The sequence below is a fragment of the Variovorax sp. GW821-FHT10C12 genome (genome assembly GCF_059415405.1).
In genome coordinates, this window is record NZ_JBWKNE010000001.1 from 539,833 (window position 1) to 556,426 (window position 16,594).

Here is a 16,594-nt window from a genome sequence, read left to right on the forward strand (position 1 = left end):
TTTATCGGCGCGCGAAGCCGCGCCGGCCGTGGGTTTCAGGGCCAGGGCGTGGGCGGCGGAATCTCGCACACCGGCTCGACGTCGATGCTCTTGAAGTCGGCCGGCGAGACGATCTCCAGGTACTCCATGTCGGGCGAATAGTCGAAGAGAAAGTGGCGGATGCCGGGGCGCTGGTGCACCACGTCGCCGGCCTCGACGCGCGTTTCCTTGTCCTCGTACATGAAGCGCGCCCAGCCCTTGAGCATGATGACGATCTGGAAGTCCGCCTCGTGGCGGTGCCAGCCGGTGCCCGCTTCCGGTGCCATGTTGGCCTTGACCAGGTGCGCAATCACCTTGCCGTGGGTGGCGGCCGCAATGCCGAGGTCGCGGTACAGGAAGAAGTCTCGCAACCCGCCCGAGACGTAGTCGGTGTCACCGGGCTTGACGTGGGAGAACTGGGTGGCGGTTCGGTCCAGCATGGGCGCTCCTTCGCGGGGGATGATGCTGCGATGCAGCATGCATAAACCGTTCCTGAGCGAGGTCCATGGCTTGACGGCTCACGGGCCGCTCCAGATACTCAACCGCATGGTTCACTCAGATGCCCTGGACGCCGTGTTTGCGGCCCTGTCCGACCCGACCCGCCGCAGCGTGCTCGAAGCGCTGGGTGAGGGCGGCCTCAGCGTGACCGAGCTCGCCGAACCGCACGGCATGTCGCTGACCGGCTTCATGAAGCACCTGCGTGTGCTCGAAGGCGCCGGCCTCATCTCGCGCACGAAGGCGGGCCGCGTCGTGCGCTGCGAGCTGTCGGCGGGCCCGATGCAGGAGGCTGCCGTGTGGCTCTCGCGCTACGAGAAGTTCTGGACCGGCCGCCTCGATGCCTTGGCGCGCTTTCTCTACCACCAGGAGGACACCGAATGGCGAAACCTTCCCCCGGCCCCACCGCCGGCCCCGGCACCGATCGCCCCTCGCTCACGCTCCGCCGGCACTTCCGCGTCAACCCCGCCAAAGTCTGGCGCGCGTGGACCGACCCGCAAGCGCTGAAGCACTGGTTCGGCCCCGAGGAAATCGTCGACGTGCCGCTGGCCGAGGTCGACCTGCGCGTGGGCGGGCGCTTTCGCGTGACCATGTTGGCGGCCGACGGCGAGACGCACGACGTGAGCGGCACCTATCTGGAGGTCGTGCCCGAGCGCCGGTTGGTCTTCAGCTGGGCCTGGCGCAGCACACCCGAGCGAGAGTCGCGCGTCACCGTGCAGCTCGAGCCCGACGCGGGCGGCTGCGAGCTCGTGCTCATGCACCAGCAGTTCTTCGACGAAGCGGCGCGCGACGGCCACAACCACGGCTGGACCGGCTCGCTCGTCAAGCTCGAAAGTTGGCTGGCCGGCGGCGACACCGGGTGACCGAACAACCGACGGCGATCGCCGACACGCTCGACGCGATCTACCGCAGCGAGTCGCGCCGCATCTTCGCCACGCTGGTGCGTCTGCTGGGCGATTTCGACCTGGCCGAAGAAGCCCTGCACGACGCCTTTCGCGCCGCGCTCGAACAATGGCCGCGCGAAGGCGTGCCGGCCAACCCGCGCGCATGGCTGGTGTCGGCGGGGCGCTTCAAGTCGATCGACGGCATCCGCCGGCAGGCGCGCTTCACCGCATGGGACGAGGCCACCGCCCACACCGACACGCTGGCCGACCCCGCGCCCGCTTGGCACGAGGCCGACCCCGATGCCGACGCGCTCGAGGACGACCGCCTGCGCCTGGTCTTCACCTGCTGCCACCCCGCGCTCGCGCCCGACGCCCAGGTGGCGCTCACGCTGCGCGAGGTCTGCGGGTTGGCGACCGAGGAGATCGCGCGCGCCTTTCTCGTGCCCGCGCCCACCATCGCGCAGCGCATCGTGCGGGCCAAGGCGCGCATCCGCGATGCGGGCATTCCGTACCAGGTGCCGGGCCTGACCGAGCTGCCCGAACGGCTCGATGCCGTGCTGCGCGTGGTGTACCTCGTGTTCAACGAAGGCTACGCGGCCTCGTCGGGCCAGAGCGTGACGCGCGCCGACCTCTCGGCCGAGGCGATCCGGCTCGGGCGCTTGGTGGCTGAACTGCTGCCCGACCCCGAGGCGCTGGGCCTGCTCGCGCTGATGCTGCTGCACGACGCGCGCCGCGCTGCGCGCACCTCGGCGCAGGGCGAGCTCGTGCTGCTCGACGCGCAGGACCGCAGCCTGTGGCACCGCGGGCAGATCGGGGAGGGCGCGGCGCTGGTCGAGCGTGCGCTGCTGTCGCGCCGCTTCGGTCCGTACACCTTGCAGGCCGCCATTGCCGCGGTGCATGCCGAAGCGGCCGAGGCCGCCGACACCGACTGGCCGCAGATCGTCGGCCTGTACGACGTGCTGCTGCGGCTCGACCCCTCGCCCGTGGCCGAGCTCAACCGCGCGGCGGCCGTGGCGATGCGCGACGGGCCGGCGGCCGGGCTGGCGCTGATCGACGCGCTGCTCGCGCGCGGCGAGCTGGCCCGCTACCACCTGGCGCACGGCGCGCGCGCCGAACTGTGCCGGCGCCTGGGCCGCACCGACGACGCGCGTGAGGCTTACCTGCAGGCACTGTCGCTGGTGCGCCAGCAGCCCGAGCGGCAGTTCCTAGAGCGGCAGCTGGCGTCCTTGCCGGACACGAAAAATATTTGATGCCCCTTGTCGATTCCGGCCGTCGCCGTTCGACCAGTGGTGTCCTCACTCACATCTGCAAGGAGATTCCGCATGAAATACCTCTGCCTCGTTCACTGCGACGAAGCGGTGCTTCGCGCGCTGCCGCCCGACGAGCGCCGTGCGCTCAATGCCGACTCGATGGCCTACGACCGTGTGCTCGAAGCCGCCGGCCACTTCATCGCCGCCGAGGCGCTGAGCCCGGTGCGCGCCGCCAAGGTCGTGCAGGTGCGCCAGGGCCAGCGCTCGCACGTCGACGGCCCCTACGCCGAAGCGCGCGAGCAGCTGTGCGGCTTCATCCTGGTCGAGGCGCGCGACCTGAACGCCGCGATCCAGCTGGCGGGCCGCATTCCGATGGCGCGCTACGGCGCCATCGAGGTGCGTCCCATCGAGGTCATGGAAATGATCGAAAACCCGAAGGGGAATGCCGCATGAGATACCTTTGCCTGATCTACGGAACCGACGCGCAGACGAGCCACTTCTCGGCGCAGGACATGGACCACTACATCAACGAACACATCGACTACGACGCCCATCTGCAGGCGCTCGGCAAGCTCGTCGTGGCCGAGGCCTTGCAGCCGGCCGGCACGGCGGTCACGGTGCGCATGCGCAACGACAAGCTCTCGGTCACCGACGGGCCCTTCGCCGAAACCAGCGAGCAGCTGGGCGGCTTCTACCTGGTCGAGGCCGACAGCGACGAAGAGGCGCTGCAGCTCGCGGCCGGCATTCCCTCGGCGCGTTTCAGCAGCATCGAAGTGCGCAAGGCCCTGTCGCTCGGCGACGGTGGCGACCGGGGGGGCGGCCCATGAGCGGCGCACCCGACCGGGCGGCACCCGCCCGCGCCACGGCGCGCGAATGGACCGGGCTGGCCGTCATCGCGCTGCCGTGCATGCTCTATTCGATGGACCTCACGGTGCTGAACCTGGCGATCCCGTCGATCAGCGAAGACCTCAAGCCCACCGCCTCGCAGCTGCTGTGGATCGTCGACATCTACGGTTTCTTCGTGGCCGGCCTGCTGGTCACCATGGGCACGCTGGGCGACCGCATCGGGCGGCGCCGGCTGCTGCTGATCGGGGCGGTGGCGTTCGGCGTGGCCTCGGTGCTCGCGGCCTTCTCGACCAGCGCCAACATGCTGATCGCCACGCGCGCGCTGCTGGGCGTGGCGGGGGCGACGCTGGCGCCGTCCACACTCTCGCTGATCCGCAACATGTTCCTCGACCCGGCGCAGCGCACCGTGGCCATCGGCGTGTGGATCTCGAGCTACTCGGCGGGCGCCGTCATCGGCCCGGTGCTGGGCGGCGTGCTGCTGCAGTTCTTTCCGTGGGGCTCGGTGTTCCTCATCGGCGTGCCGGTGATGGTGCTGCTGCTGGCGCTCGGGCCCTGGCTCTTGCCCGAGTACCGCGACCCCGACGCGGGCGCGCTCGACCTGGCCAGCGTGGCGCTCTCGCTGGGCGCCGTGCTGGCGGCCATCTACGGCATCAAGCAGGTGGCCGAGCACGGGCCCGACGCGGTGTCGCTGCTGGCCATCGCGGCCGGTGCGCTGCTGGGCTGGCTGTTCGCGCGCCGGCAGGGGCGGCTGGCCAATCCGATGATCGACCTGCGCTTGTTCAGGCTGCCGGCCTTCAGCGTCTCGCTGGGGGCCTACATGCTGGCCTGCTTCGTGATGTTCGGGCTCTTTCTGTACAACGCCCAGTACCTGCAGCTGGTGCTCGGCCTGCCGCCGCTGGAAGCGGGCCTGTGGAGCATGCCGGGCGCCGGCGCCTTCATCGTCGGCTCGATGATCGTGCCCGCGCTCACGCGGCGCCTGTGCCCGGCCTACGTGATGGGCGGCGGGCTGGGCGTGGCGGCGCTGGGCTTCGGCATGCTGGTGCTGCTGCCCGCGCAGGGCGGGCTGGCCTGGATGGTGACGAGCGCGGTAATCTCTTCGCTCGGCCTGGCGCCGGTGTTCACGCTGGCGACCGACCTGGTCGTGGGCAGCGCGCCGCCGGAGCGCGCGGGCGTGGCCTCGGCCATCTCGGAGACCAGCTCCGAGTTCGGCGGGGCGCTGGGCATCGCCATCCTCGGCAGCGTCGGTGCGGCGATCTACCGCGCGGCCATGGCCGATGCCGTGCCTGCCGATCTGACGGGCCTGGCCGGTGCGGCGGCGGTCGAAGCCGCCCGCAGCACGCTCGGCGGGGCGGTCGCGCTGGCCGGGGAACTGCCCGGTACCACCGGCGCCGCGCTGCTCGACAACGGGCGCGAGGCGCTGCTGCGCGCCCTGCGGCTGGTGGCCGGCCTGTGTGCCGCGGTGCTGCTGTTCGTCGGCGTGCTGGTGGCGGTGCGGCTGCGCGGCGTGGGCGTGTCGCATGCACAGGAGGGCGCCGTACCCCCGGGCGGCGCCGCATTGCCGGAGCGTTGACGAGCCTCCATACTGAGGCTTCCACGACGCACCCCACGACCGAACGGAGGCCCCATGAGCAACGAACTGCGCAAGAAGCTGCATGACCTGGCGGAACTGTCCGACAGCACCTCCGACCCGCAGACCAAGGCCATCGTCGAGGCGATCCGGCTGCAGACGGCGGTGCTGAACGAGCGGCTGTTCAGCATCGAGCTGCAGCTCGGCGTGCTCGCCAAGCGCATGGAAAACACCACCGACTGAGTCGGCTGCTGCTTTGTGGGGATAATCCCCGCCATGAGCGGCAACACCTTCGGAACTCTCTTCGCGGTCACCAATTTCGGCGAGTCGCACGGCCCGGCCATCGGCTGCGTGATCGACGGCTGTCCCCCGGGCATGGCCCTGAGCGAGGCCGACATCCAGGGCGACCTCGACCGCCGGCGCCCTGGCACCAGCCGCCACGTCACCCAGCGCAACGAGCCCGACGCGGTGCAGATCCTGTCCGGCGTGTACGAGGGCAAGACCACTGGCACGCCCATTGCGCTGCTGATCCAGAACACCGACCAGCGCAGCAAGGACTACGGGCAGATCGCCCAGCAGTTCCGTCCCGGCCACGCCGACTTCACCTACTGGAAGAAATACGGCATCCGCGATCCGCGCGGCGGCGGGCGCTCCTCGGCACGGCTCACGGCGCCCATGGTCGCGGCCGGCGCGGTCGCCAAGAAGTGGCTGGCCGAAAAATACGGGATGGTGTTTCGCGGCTGCATGACGCAGATCGGCGAGATCGCCATTCCCTTCGAGAGCTGGGACCACGTCCCGAACAACCCCTTCTTCGCCCCCATCGCCGATGTGAGCGCGCTGGAAGACTACATGGACCGCCTGCGCAAGGCCGGCGACTCGTGCGGCGCGCGCATCCGCGTCACCGCCACCAACGTGCCCGTGGGCCTGGGCGAGCCGCTCTTTGACAAGCTCGACGCCGAGATCGCCTACGCCATGATGGGCATCAACGCCGTGAAGGCCGTGGAAATCGGCGCCGGCTTCGACAGCGTCACGCAGCGCGGCACTACGCACGGCGACTCGATCACGCCGACCGGCTTCCTCAGCAACAACGCGGGCGGCATCCTGGGCGGCATCAGCTCGGGGCAGGACCTCGAGGTGAGCATCGCGATCAAGCCCACCAGCTCGATCATCAGCCCGCGCCAGTCAATCGACGTGAACAACAACCCCGTCGAAGTCATCACCAAGGGCCGCCACGACCCCTGCGTGGGCATCCGCGCCACGCCCATCGCCGAAGCCATGCTCGCGCTGGTGGTGATGGAACACGTGCTGCGCAACCGCGCGCAGTGCGGCGACGTGAACCCACCCGCTGAGAAGAGCGAAGCTGCGTCGCCGCAGTCGTCCTTTCTGTAGTGTCGACGCCGCCACCTGTGGCCGCCGGGCGCGGCCACCTGTTGGCATTCGCTGGCCTGTCGGCCAGCTACTTCGCGCACATCGGTTTCTTCAATCCCTACCTGCCGCTGTGGCTCAAGGACCTGGGCCTGCCGATCTTCACGATCAGCCTGTTGGCCTCGGTGCAATCGATCACGCGCGTCTTCGCGCCCTATGCCTGGGGCGCGCTCAGCGACCACACCGGCCAGCGCGTGAAGCTGCTGCGCTTCAGCGCCGCGGTGGCGCTGGCCAGCTCCTTCGGCCTGTGGTGGCACGGCGGTGCCTGGTGGCTCGCGCTGGTGCTGCTCGTGATGTTCACGCACACCAGCTCGATGATGTCGCTCACCGAAGCGGCCATGGCGCAGATCGTCGCGGGCGACTGGGGGCGCTACGGGCGCATCCGCCTGTGCGGCTCGGCCGGCTTTTTGGTCACCGTGTTCGTCGCGGGCGAGTGGTTCGAGCGCTTCGGCATGAAGCACTTTCCGTACTGGGCCGCCGGCACGCTGGCCGTGGTGCTGCTCGCGACCATGAAGCTGCCCGACCTGCGCGAGCCGCCGGCCGCGCACGACGCCGTGAAGGAACCCATCGGCCCCGTGCTGCGCATTCCCGCCGTGCGCTGGTTCTTCGCCTCGCTGTTCTTCCAGGTGATGTCGCACTTCTCGGTGTACGCGTTCTTCTCGCTGTACCTCGACTCGATCGGCTACGGCAAGAGCACCATCGGCCTCTTGTGGGCGCTGTCGGTGGTGGCCGAGATCGTCTGGTTCTTCCTGCAGGGCCGGCTCATCGGCCTGCTGCCGATGCCGCGCTGGATGCTGGTGTGCGGCATCGCCGGCGTGGCGCGGCTCGGCCTCACGGCCGGGCTGGGCGGCTTTGTCGCGGCGCTGGTCATCGCGCAGTGGCTGCATGCGCTGAGCTTCGCGGCGCACCACACGGCCTGCATCGCCGTGGTGTCGCGCCGCTTCCCCGGCCACCTGCGCGGACGCGGGCAGGCGCTGTTCACGGTGATCGGCTACGGCTTCGGCGGTGTGCTGGGCGTGCTGCTCGGCGGGGCGGTGGCGCAGGAGCTGGGCTATCGCACGATGTTCGCGCTGGCGGCGTTGCTGGCGGTGGCGGGGACGCTGTGCGCGTGGCGGATGGTGGTGCTCGAGCCGTCGGGGCGCGCGGCCAAGGCCTGAGCCGGGTTCAGGGGAGGGCGCTTCGGGGGGAAGTGTCATGGGCCGTACATGACCGAGTCATGGCCGCGACCTACGCTGGGTGCTTCCCAACGTTTTCTCTTGTCATGTCCGATTCCGTCGATCCGCGCGGCGCACGCGCGCTTGCGCTTTCTTCTTTCCCTTCCCCCTCCGCTCCCGACACCGAACGCGTCCCGCAACGCCGGCAGATGCTCAAGCTCGGCGCCTCCCTGCTCACCGTGGGCAGCAGCAGCGCCCTCATCGCCGCCTGCGGCGGTGGTGGTGGCGGCAGCGCCGGCTTCGGCCCGCTGCCCGCCCCCGCACCGGCGCCCAACCCGCCCGCGCCAGAACCTGTCGTGAGCAAGCGTTCGAGCTTCGCGCTGGCCGTGATGCCCGACACCCAGTTCTACGCGCGCTACGCCACCGCCGCCGAGAGCGACCAGTACGACAAGCGCTTCGGCAGCGCGCCCTTCGCGGCGCAGACGAAGTGGATCGCCGCCAACGCCAAGGCGCTGCACATTCCTTTCACCATCCACCTCGGCGACGTGGTCGACCAGGTCGGCAAGCCCGACCAGTGGAAGGTGGCCGATGCCGCCATGAAGGTGCTCGAGGACGCGAAGCTGCCCTACAGCGTGCTGGCCGGCAACCATGACGTGCTGAACGACGTCGACTACGGCGTCGACCCCGTCAACGGCACCGACGCCGCACGCAACCTGGCCGCCGAGCCCTACCTGAAGTGGTTCGGCACCGAGCGCGCGAAGAAGCAGGCCACCTTCGGCGCGCGCGACACCAGCGGCTTCCACGAGTACCACGTGTTCGAGGCGCAGGGCCAGAAGTTCATGGTGCTGTCGCTGTCGTGGCGCGTGTCCGACGCGGGCATCGCGTGGGCGCGGCAGGTGATCGCGAAGAACCCGACGCTGCCCGTGATCCTGGTCAACCACCAGCTGCTCAACATCGCGCCCGACGGTACCAGCCCGCTGGAAACCGACTACGGCAAGATGCTGTGGGAGAAGCTGATCCGCGACAACGACCAGATCTTCATGACGCTCAACGGCCACCACCACGGCGCCGCGCACCTTACGAAGACCAACGACTTCGGCCACAAGGTCGAGGAGATGGTGGTCGACTACCAGATGGCCTACCAGGGCGGCAACGGCCTGATGCGCCTGTACGAGTTCGACCTGACGAACAAGCAGATCAAGGTGCTGTCGTTCTCGCCCTGGGTGCCGCAAAAGCCCGCTGCCACGCTGAACGCCTTCGACCAGGCCGTGCTCACCACGCCCAACGAGGCTTTCACCATCGAGATGGATTTCGCGCAGCGCTTCGCGGGCTTCAACAAGGGCTTTGCCGCGGGCGAGGCCACGGTCGAGCAGTCGCTGGTCGAGCAGGCGAGGGCGCTGATCCTGGCCAACTACAAGGACCCCGAGGCCACCGTGCAGCGGCCCGCCGCCGATGCGCAGGACTACCCCAAGGTCGCGAACACGCTGGCGCACTGGCGCTTCGTCGGCGGCACGGTGAACCAGCCGGTGCTGCCGGGCACCGTGATCGCCGACGTGACGGGTGCGAACCCGCTGCGTCGCGATGCGCTGAACCAGAGCGTCATCCGCAATGCCGCCGACGGCGACATCATCTGGACCGACGACCGCCACCGCCTCTCGGCCGCGCCGGGCTCGGTGCGTTTCCGAAACACCAACAAGAACGCACCGCCGCGGATGAGTTACTTCCTCACCGATCCGGCAGCGCCCATCAACGCGCACACGCTGGACCAGGGCTACACGGTCGAAGCCTTCGTCAAGATCGACAAGGCCTGGACCAGCAAGGACCACGCGTGGATGAACATCATGACGCGCGACGGTCGCAGCGGGGACCTGCCCGGTTTCCAGGGCGACGGCGACGCGCCGCCGATGCTGTTCGCCATCTCGAGCCTGCGCGAAGTGCAATGGGAGGTCGTGCCGAGCCCGGCAGGAACCCCTTATGCAAAGACCAACTGGTCGGGCGAGGTCATTGCCGACCGCTGGGTGCACATCGCGATCGTCAACGACCCGGTGTCGCACGACACCACGATGTACGTCGAAGGCGCGCCGGTGTTGCGCAACACCGCGGCGGCGCAGGGCCTGGCCTCGCTCTCGGCCTCCGCGCAATGGGTGGTGGGCGGCGGCTCGTGGAACAACGAGCGCTCCGACGGCTTCTTCGGCAACATCGGCGAAGTGCGCGTGGTGGCGGCGGCCCTGGCGCCGTCGCAGTGGCTGACGGCGCGCAGGGCAGGCTGAGCGCCCTGCGGGGCCGGTAGCCGGGGAGAAGGGCTACTTCTTCTTCCCGGCCTTCGCCGGCTTGCCCTTGGCGGGGGCGGCACTCTTGCTGCTCCCGCCGGTCTCCTTCTCGAACACCGCAAAGTACTCCGAAGCCATCTTGCGCAGCGAGCGCCCGATGTTCGCGTAGTCGTACTCGTTGAGGTTGGCCAGCGACACGCGCCCCGACGGGTGCTTGCCACCGAAGCCGCGGCCGGGCAGCAGCACGATGCTGGTCTCGGCGGCGATGCGGAACAGCGCCTCGTTCGGCTGCAGCTTGGTGAGAATCCATTTGCCGAAGCGCTCGCCGTGCATCTGCGTGGCGATGTCCTGCAGGTCGAGCAGGTGGTAGTAGCTCACCGAGTTCGGGTCAGGCGGCAGGGGCAGGCCGAGCTCGCGGTACAGCGCCTCCTTGCGGCGCGAGACGATGTGCTTCATCGACTTCTTGTAGGTCTCGCCCTCGTCCATGAGGCAGAACAGCGAGAACATCACCATCTGCGCCTGCACGGGCGTGGAGAGGCCGGCCGTGTGGTTGAGCGCCACGGTGCGGCTGTCGGCCACGAGGCGGTCGATGAACTTCAGCTTGCGCGGCTCGGTGGTGATGGAGCTGTAGCGCGCGTCGAGCTCCTTGCGCTTGGCCTCGGGCAGGGCGGCGATCTTGCGGTCGAGGATGTTGTCCTCGTGCGTGGCGACCACGCCCATGCGCCAGCCGGTGGCGCCGAAGTACTTCGAGAACGAGTACACCAGGATGGTGTTCTGCGGGCAGATCGCGAACAGCGACAGGAAGTTGTCGGCGAAGGTGCCGTACACGTCGTCCGTGAGGATGATGAGGTCGGGCCGCTGCTTCACGATGTCGGCGATGTAGCCCAGCACCTCGTCGCTGATCTTCACCGAGGGCGGGTTGCTCGGGTTGCACAGGAAGAAGGCCTTGACCTTCGGGTCGAGCAGCTTCTGCAGCTCCTTCTTGGTGAACTGCCAGTTGTTCTCCGGCGGCGCGTCGATCAGCGCCTCGATGAGCTGGTAGTCGTTCAGGTGCGGGATTTCGATGTAGGGCGTGAAGATCGGCATGCCCAGCGCGATGGTGTCGCCGGGCGACAGCAGGTGGTTCTCGCGCAGGCTGTTGAACAGGTAGGTCATGGCGGCGGTGCCGCCTTCCACCGCGTACATGTCGAACTTGCCCACGAAGGGGTGGGTGCCGATCATTTCCTTGTGGATGTACTGGCCCACGACGATCTCGGTCAGGCGCAGCATGCGGTCGGGCACCGGGTAGTTGCAACCCAGGATGGCCTCGCACATCTCGTAGATGAAGTCGCCGGCCGACAGGCCCAGCTGGTCGCGCACGTAGGACACGGCGGCCTCGATGAAGCGCACGCCGGGCTCGCCCTCGTGCGACTTGGCGAAGAGCTCGAAGCGTGCCTCGATGCCCTCGCGCTGCGGAAAGCCGCCCACATCCGCCATGTAGATGTACGAGCGCTCGGCCTCGGTCATGGCAAAGAGGCCGAACTGGAAGAAGCCGTGGCGCGGTGTGGTGGCCAGGAAGTTCGGGTTGCCGCGGCCGGCGTTGAGCATGAGGCGGTCACTCTGTCGTGCGACCTGGATCAGCGCATCCTTCAGTTCGAACGGGCTCAGGCCGCCCAGCTTTTTCACGTCGCCGAAATCCATGGAGTACTCCTTGGTTGAAAAAAGAAAAAAGAAAGAAGAAAGAAAAGGGAAGGCGTGGTGCTCAGACCAGCGCCACGATCAGCGGCCCCAGCAGCGTGAGGAACACGTTGGCCAGCGCATAGGTGATGGCGAAGGGCACGGTGGGAATGGCGTTCTCGGCCTTGCCCAGCACTTCGCCGAAGGCCGGGTTGGCGCTGCGCGAGCCGCTCAGCGCGCCCGCGAAGACGGCCGTGTTGTCGTAGCGCAGCACGTAGCGCCCGAACAGCATCGTGAGGATCATCGGCACGAGCGTGACGACCACGCCGACGCCGAAGATGGTCAGGCCCAGCTCCTTGATGGTCTGCACGGCCTGCAGGCCCGAGGTCAGGCCGACCACGACCACGAAGCCCGCCAGGCCCAGGTCTTTCAGCAGCTGCACCGCGCTGGGCGGCAGCGCGCCGAAGGTCTGCTTCTTCGCGCGGTACCAGCCGAACAGCAGGCCCGACAGCAGCGCGCCGCCGCCGGCGCCGAGCGTCAGCGGGATGGCGCCGATCTTCACGCTCAGCAGGCCGACCAAGAGGCCCACCACCAGGCCCGCGCCCAGGTACACGAAGTCGGTCTTGGCGCTGGGCACGATCACGTCGCCGACGAGGGAGGCGACGCGCTTCACGTCCTGCTCGGCGCCGAAGATCGACACCAGGTCGCCGACCTGCACCACGGTGTCGGGCTTCATCGGCAGCACCTGGCCCATGCGGCTGAGCTGCACCACGAAGATGCCGTGGCGCACGCCGCCGGCGGTGGCCTGGCGGATCTGGTCGACGGTCTTGCCGCCGAAGTCCTTGTTGGTGAGCACGATCTCGCGCTTGTTCAGCGTCAGCTCCATGCCGTCGACCGCGTCGACCTCCTTGCCCAGCAGCGGCGCGCTCGCCACCACGGCATCGCGCCGGCCCACGGTGAGCACGTAGTCGCCCTGGCGCAGCACGAGCGTGGGGCTGACCTCGACGAACTTGCCGTCGCGCTTCACGCGCTCGATGGTGATGGTGGTGGCCGGGTTGGCGTTCTCGATGTCGGCCACCGTGCGCTGCGGGTCGCTCGTGAGCTGGTAGATGCGCCCGACCAGCGAGGGCGCGGCTTCTTCCTGGTCGGGGCCGAGCACCTTCACGCCGGCCTGCATCGCGGTTTCGGCCGCGATCGCGTCGTCGCGGATGCTGCGGCCCATGAGCTTGGGCAGGATGTTGACGCACACGATGATCGCGCCGAACGAGCCGAACACGTAGGTCACGGCATAGCCGATGGCCACGTTGCCCTGCAGCCGCGCCGTCTCGGCCGCGGCGAGGCCGAGCTTGCCGATGGCGTCGCCCGCGGTGCCGATGATGGCGCTCTGCGTGAGGCCACCGGCCGCCACGCCCGCCGCCAGGCCCTTGTCGAGCCCGAACAGCTTGGCCATGACCACCACGGTCGCCAGGCCCGTGGCCGCCATCACGGCGGCCAGGATGATTTCCTTGATCGACTGCTTGCCGAGCGAGCTGAAGAACTGCGGCCCGCTCTCGAAGCCCACGGCGTAGATGAACAGCGCGAACAGCACGGCCTTCACGCCGCCGTCGATCTGCACGCCGACCTGGCTCACGATCACTGCCACCAGCAGCGAGCCGGCGACGCCGCCGAGCTGGAACTTGCCGAACTTGATCTTGCCGATCCAGTAGCCGACCGCCAGCGAGAGAAAGAGCGCCATTTCGGGCGACTTCTTGAAGAGTTCATGCAGCCATTCCATAGGGGAAGTCCTTTCAGTGCATCAATGAGAAGAAGAGAGAAGAGAAGGGCGTGGAGCGTCTCGGGTCGTTGTCTTATTTCGCGTGCTGCACCAGGCCGGCCAGGGCCACGATCAGCGGCCCCATCAGCGGCAGCACGACGTTCGAGATGGCGTAGGTGATCGTGTAGCCCAGCAGCGGCGTGGCGTTGCCCGCGGCGTTCTGCACCGCGCTGAGCGCGGGCGTGCTGCACTGCTGGCCGGCGATGGCGCCCAGCAGCACCGGCGCCTCGAGCTTGAGCAGGCGGTGGCCGACGAACAGCGAGATGCTGGCCGGCACCACCGCGACGGCGATGCCCACCAGCGGCAGCGCAACGCCGAACTTCTGGACCAGCGCCAGCGCCTGCGGCCCCGAGGCCAGGCCCACGCAGGCGATGAAGGTGGCCAGGCCCAGGTCCTTCATGAGCGCCAGCGCGTCGGCCGGCACGCTCAGGCGGTGCGGGTGCTTGGACTGGTACCAGCCGAAGGCCAGCCCGGTGAGCAGCGCACCGCCGCCGGTGCCGAGCGAAAACGGAATGCCGCCGAGCTTGGCGCTGAAACTGCCGATGAACACGCCCAGCAGGATGCCCGCGGCGGCGAAGCTGATGTTGCTGCGCGTGGAGGCGATCACGCGGTCGCCGACCTGCGCGATGGCGCTCGCCACCTCGGGCGCGGGGCCGTAGAGCTTGAGCACGTCGCCGCGCTGCAGTGTGAGGTCGTTCACGAGCGGCATGGCATGGCCGTCGCGCGCCACGCCCACCACCTGCACGGCGGAGGGCAGCACGGCTTCGAGTGCGCGCAGCCCGCGGCCGAACCATTCGCGGCGGTTGGCGACGACCTCGGTGGTCTCGACCACGGTGTCGAAGGCGGTGGTGTCGGCGAACTCGCGGCCCAGCAGCTCGCCCACGTTGACGAGCGCGCTGCGCCGGCCGATGGCCAGCACCTGGTCGCCCACGCGCAGGTGCAGCCCGGGCTCGACCGCGAGGCTCTGGCCGTCGCGCACCACGCGCTCGATGCTGGCCTGCCGCCCGAGGATCGACGTCAGCTCGCCGACCGAGCGGCCGCGGCCCACGGTGACGCGGAACACGCGTCCGACCATCTCGGGCGTGGCGCTGGCGGCGTCCGGGTCGTCGGCGCCGCCGCCCATGGTCTTCCAGAGCTTGTCGGCTTCGGCGCGCAGGTTCACGCGCAGCAGCAGCGGAAACACCTGGCTCGTGACCACCACGATGGCGATCAGCCCGAAGACGTAGGTGATGGAGTAGGCCGTGACCACGTTGGCCTGCAGTTGCGCGATCTCGGCGGCGGGGAGCGACAGCTTCGAGATCGCGTCGGTCGCCGTGCCCACCACCGCCGATTCGGTGGCCGCGCCCGCCATCAGCCCGGCGGCCGTGCCGCGGTCGAGCGACAGCAGCACCGTGGCGCAGAGCACCAGCGCGAGCACCACCACCACCTCGACCAGGCACAGCAGGCCCAGCCGCAGGCCCTTGGCGTCGAGGTTGGCAAAGAACTGCGGGCCGCCCGCGTAGCCGAGCGCAAAGATGAAGAGCATGAAGAACACGTTCTTCACGCTGTCGTCGAGCCGGATGCCCAGTTGGCCGACCACCAGCGCGGCAATCAGCGTGCCGCAGATGCCGCCGAGCTGGATCGGGCCGAAACGGATCTGGCCCACCGCGTAGCCGATGCACAGCACCAGAAACAATGCGATTTCCGGACTGTTTCTGAGTATTTCCACGAGCTGACTGACCATCTGCCGCAATTCCTCCGGGTTTATTTATTCAACTTATTCAAGCCGGCCGGCGGTTCGGAACGAAAAAACCAGAGCACTGCATCCATTGGCATCAACGCCGTCCGGGCACCGGGGCGGCGCGCGAACTTTGTTTTTCACTCACGAATTGATGATTTTTCCTATTAGGTCTGACGATAAATCAACACCCATGACAATTGTCAAATTTTGAAAAGAATAGCTGTCGCGGCAATTGAAACGAGACCATTTGAATTACAAACTGCCCGTCGCGACGGAATGGACCGACCGGAACCCGACGGCAACGCCCTCGGGTTTTCGATAACTAAAGTGACTTGATTTAGTCGGTCGACTGCTCGATAGTCCCCCTCGCGTCCGGATGCCTTCCCGCTTGTTTGCGGGCGGTGATCCGGTTCCAAAGCAAGCACGGCAGGCGCTGTGCGCCCGCCCCCTGAAGGAGACAACCTCATGTTCACCCGCCCGCGCTTCGTTCCCGCCCTGGCCGTCCTGGCCCTGGCCGCATCGGCCACGTCCACGGCCCTGGCCGCCGACCCGCCGGTCATCGGCCTGGTCACCAAGACCGAGACCAACCCCTTCTTCGTGAAGATGAAAGAGGGCGCGCAGGAAGAGGCCAAGAAGCTCGGTGCCAAGCTGCTGTCCGGCGCGGGCAAGGCCGACGGCGACAACGCGGGCCAGATCACGGCGATGGAAAACATGATCGCCGCCGGCGCCAAGACCATCCTCATCACGCCCAGCGACGCCAAGGCCATCGTGCCGGCCATCAAGAAGGCGCGCGACAAGGGCGTGCAGGTGATCGCACTCGACAGCCCGGCCGATCCGCCGGACGCCACCGACGCGCTCTTCGCCACCAACAACTACACGGCCGGCGTGCTCATCGGCGAGTACGCCAAGGCCGCGATGGCCGGCAAGACGCCCAAGATCGTCGCGCTCGACCTGCTGCCGGGCCACCCCGTGGGCGCGCAGCGCCACAACGGCTTCATGAAGGGCTTCGGGCTGCCGGCCAACGACGCCAAGTCGAACGAGCTGTCGAAGTCGCCCGAGATCGTCTGCATGGCCGACAGCTTCGGCGACCAGGCCAAGGCGCAGACCGTGATGGAGAACTGCCTGCAGAAGGCGCCCGACGTGAACCTGGTCTACACCATCAACGAGCCCGCCGCGGCCGGTGCCTACAACGCGCTCAAGCGCGCGGGCAAGGAGAAGGGCGTGATGATCGTCTCGGTCGACGGCGGCTGCCAGGGCATCAAGGACACGGCCGCCGGCATCATCGCCGCGACCTCGCAGCAGTACCCGCTGAAGATGGCCGCCATGGGCGTGGCCGCGGGCGTCGAGTTCGCCAAGACCGGCAAGAAGGCTTCGGGCTACGTCGACACCGGCGTGACGCTCATCGCCGGCAAGAGCGTGGCCGGCGTCGACAGCAAGGACACCAAGACCGGCACCGAGCTGTGCTGGGGCAAGAAGTAAACGGCCCCCGGGCAACA

The 16,594-nt window shown here is 68.4% G+C and carries 14 protein-coding genes and 1 pseudogene; 11 read left to right on the top strand and 4 right to left on the bottom strand.

Features of this window, described 5'->3' with window-relative positions; translation table 11 throughout:
* Positions 1–35: 35 nt before the first annotated feature.
* Positions 36–458 carry a cupin domain-containing protein gene (locus AC07OH_RS02535; protein WP_095744821.1) on the bottom strand — a complete coding sequence of 141 codons (423 nt, stop codon included), beginning with the start codon at positions 456–458 and terminating at the stop codon, positions 36–38.
* 106 nt (positions 459–564) lie between these two features.
* Between AC07OH_RS02535 and AC07OH_RS02540 the strand changes: the two are divergent.
* From AC07OH_RS02540 to AC07OH_RS02585, 10 genes and pseudogenes are all read left to right on the top strand, one after another.
* Positions 565–744 (top strand): annotated as a pseudogene (locus AC07OH_RS02540) (ArsR/SmtB family transcription factor); the annotation flags it as partial.
* Between the two features lie 149 nt (positions 745–893).
* A complete protein-coding gene (locus AC07OH_RS02545; protein WP_495299458.1) occupies positions 894–1,376 on the top strand; it encodes an SRPBCC family protein in 483 nt (160 codons plus the stop codon).
* Entirely contained in the window at positions 1,373–2,647 is a 1,275-nt protein-coding gene (locus tag AC07OH_RS02550; protein ID WP_495299459.1) for an RNA polymerase sigma factor, read from the top strand. The genes AC07OH_RS02545 and AC07OH_RS02550 overlap by 4 nt, the downstream gene beginning before the upstream one ends.
* Before the next feature lie 72 nt (positions 2,648–2,719).
* On the top strand, positions 2,720–3,100 hold the full coding sequence (locus AC07OH_RS02555) for a YciI family protein (protein ID WP_495299460.1): 381 nt from the start codon (positions 2,720–2,722) through the stop codon (positions 3,098–3,100).
* Positions 3,097–3,474 carry a YciI family protein gene (locus tag AC07OH_RS02560; RefSeq protein WP_495299461.1) on the top strand — a complete coding sequence of 126 codons (378 nt, stop codon included), beginning with the start codon at positions 3,097–3,099 and terminating at the stop codon, positions 3,472–3,474. Before AC07OH_RS02555 ends, AC07OH_RS02560 begins: the two co-directional genes overlap by 4 nt.
* Positions 3,471–5,063, top strand: coding sequence for an MFS transporter (locus tag AC07OH_RS02565; protein WP_495299462.1), 1,593 nt, complete (start codon positions 3,471–3,473; stop codon positions 5,061–5,063). The genes AC07OH_RS02560 and AC07OH_RS02565 overlap by 4 nt, the downstream gene beginning before the upstream one ends.
* A gap of 54 nt (positions 5,064–5,117) precedes the next feature.
* Positions 5,118–5,303, top strand: a complete 186-nt coding sequence (locus AC07OH_RS02570) for a hypothetical protein (protein WP_056583411.1) — start codon at positions 5,118–5,120, stop codon at positions 5,301–5,303.
* A gap of 33 nt (positions 5,304–5,336) precedes the next feature.
* Positions 5,337–6,449, top strand: a complete 1,113-nt coding sequence (aroC, locus tag AC07OH_RS02575) for a chorismate synthase (protein WP_493192686.1) — start codon at positions 5,337–5,339, stop codon at positions 6,447–6,449.
* Positions 6,449–7,642: an MFS transporter gene (locus tag AC07OH_RS02580; protein WP_369632301.1), complete on the top strand. Its 1,194-nt coding sequence runs from the start codon at positions 6,449–6,451 to the stop codon at positions 7,640–7,642. Before aroC ends, AC07OH_RS02580 begins: the two co-directional genes overlap by 1 nt.
* A gap of 104 nt (positions 7,643–7,746) precedes the next feature.
* The gene (locus AC07OH_RS02585) at positions 7,747–9,909 is read left to right on the top strand and encodes a LamG-like jellyroll fold domain-containing protein (RefSeq protein ID WP_495299463.1); all 2,163 of its coding nucleotides are present in this window, start codon (positions 7,747–7,749) and stop codon (positions 9,907–9,909) included.
* Between the two features lie 33 nt (positions 9,910–9,942).
* Here the strand turns inward: AC07OH_RS02585 and AC07OH_RS02590 are convergent, their stop codons facing one another.
* The 3 genes from AC07OH_RS02590 to aspT (AC07OH_RS02600) all read right to left on the bottom strand — a co-directional run bounded on the left by AC07OH_RS02590 (position 9,943) and on the right by aspT (AC07OH_RS02600) (position 15,101).
* The gene (locus tag AC07OH_RS02590) at positions 9,943–11,589 is read right to left on the bottom strand and encodes a bifunctional aspartate transaminase/aspartate 4-decarboxylase (RefSeq protein ID WP_495299464.1); all 1,647 of its coding nucleotides are present in this window, start codon (positions 11,587–11,589) and stop codon (positions 9,943–9,945) included.
* 61 nt (positions 11,590–11,650) lie between these two features.
* A complete protein-coding gene (gene aspT, locus AC07OH_RS02595) occupies positions 11,651–13,339 on the bottom strand; it encodes an aspartate-alanine antiporter (RefSeq protein WP_062475727.1) in 1,689 nt (562 codons plus the stop codon).
* A gap of 73 nt (positions 13,340–13,412) precedes the next feature.
* Complete coding sequence (aspT, locus tag AC07OH_RS02600) at positions 13,413–15,101, bottom strand: aspartate-alanine antiporter (RefSeq protein ID WP_495299465.1); 1,689 nt, start codon at positions 15,099–15,101, stop codon at positions 13,413–13,415.
* A 462-nt stretch (positions 15,102–15,563) separates the two neighbouring features.
* Here aspT (AC07OH_RS02600) and AC07OH_RS02605 point away from each other — a divergent pair, with 462 nt between their 5' ends.
* Positions 15,564–16,577, top strand: coding sequence for a sugar ABC transporter substrate-binding protein (locus AC07OH_RS02605; protein WP_489057266.1), 1,014 nt, complete (start codon positions 15,564–15,566; stop codon positions 16,575–16,577).
* The last annotated feature ends 17 nt before the right edge of the window (positions 16,578–16,594 follow it).

Coding starts and splice junctions, on each gene's coding strand:
- AC07OH_RS02570 (WP_056583411.1), top strand. CDS start 5,118: ATGAGCAACGAACTGCGCAAGAAGCTGCATGACCTGGCGGAACTGTCC.
- aspT (WP_062475727.1), bottom strand. CDS start 13,339: ATGGAATGGCTGCATGAACTCTTCAAGAAGTCGCCCGAAATGGCGCTC.
- AC07OH_RS02565 (WP_495299462.1), top strand. CDS start 3,471: ATGAGCGGCGCACCCGACCGGGCGGCACCCGCCCGCGCCACGGCGCGC.
- AC07OH_RS02585 (WP_495299463.1), top strand. CDS start 7,747: ATGTCCGATTCCGTCGATCCGCGCGGCGCACGCGCGCTTGCGCTTTCT.
- aroC (WP_493192686.1), top strand. CDS start 5,337: ATGAGCGGCAACACCTTCGGAACTCTCTTCGCGGTCACCAATTTCGGC.
- AC07OH_RS02590 (WP_495299464.1), bottom strand. CDS start 11,589: ATGGATTTCGGCGACGTGAAAAAGCTGGGCGGCCTGAGCCCGTTCGAA.
- AC07OH_RS02605 (WP_489057266.1), top strand. CDS start 15,564: ATGTTCACCCGCCCGCGCTTCGTTCCCGCCCTGGCCGTCCTGGCCCTG.
- AC07OH_RS02555 (WP_495299460.1), top strand. CDS start 2,720: ATGAAATACCTCTGCCTCGTTCACTGCGACGAAGCGGTGCTTCGCGCG.
- AC07OH_RS02545 (WP_495299458.1), top strand. CDS start 894: ATGGCGAAACCTTCCCCCGGCCCCACCGCCGGCCCCGGCACCGATCGC.
- aspT (WP_495299465.1), bottom strand. CDS start 15,101: ATGGTCAGTCAGCTCGTGGAAATACTCAGAAACAGTCCGGAAATCGCA.
- AC07OH_RS02535 (WP_095744821.1), bottom strand. CDS start 458: ATGCTGGACCGAACCGCCACCCAGTTCTCCCACGTCAAGCCCGGTGAC.
- AC07OH_RS02560 (WP_495299461.1), top strand. CDS start 3,097: ATGAGATACCTTTGCCTGATCTACGGAACCGACGCGCAGACGAGCCAC.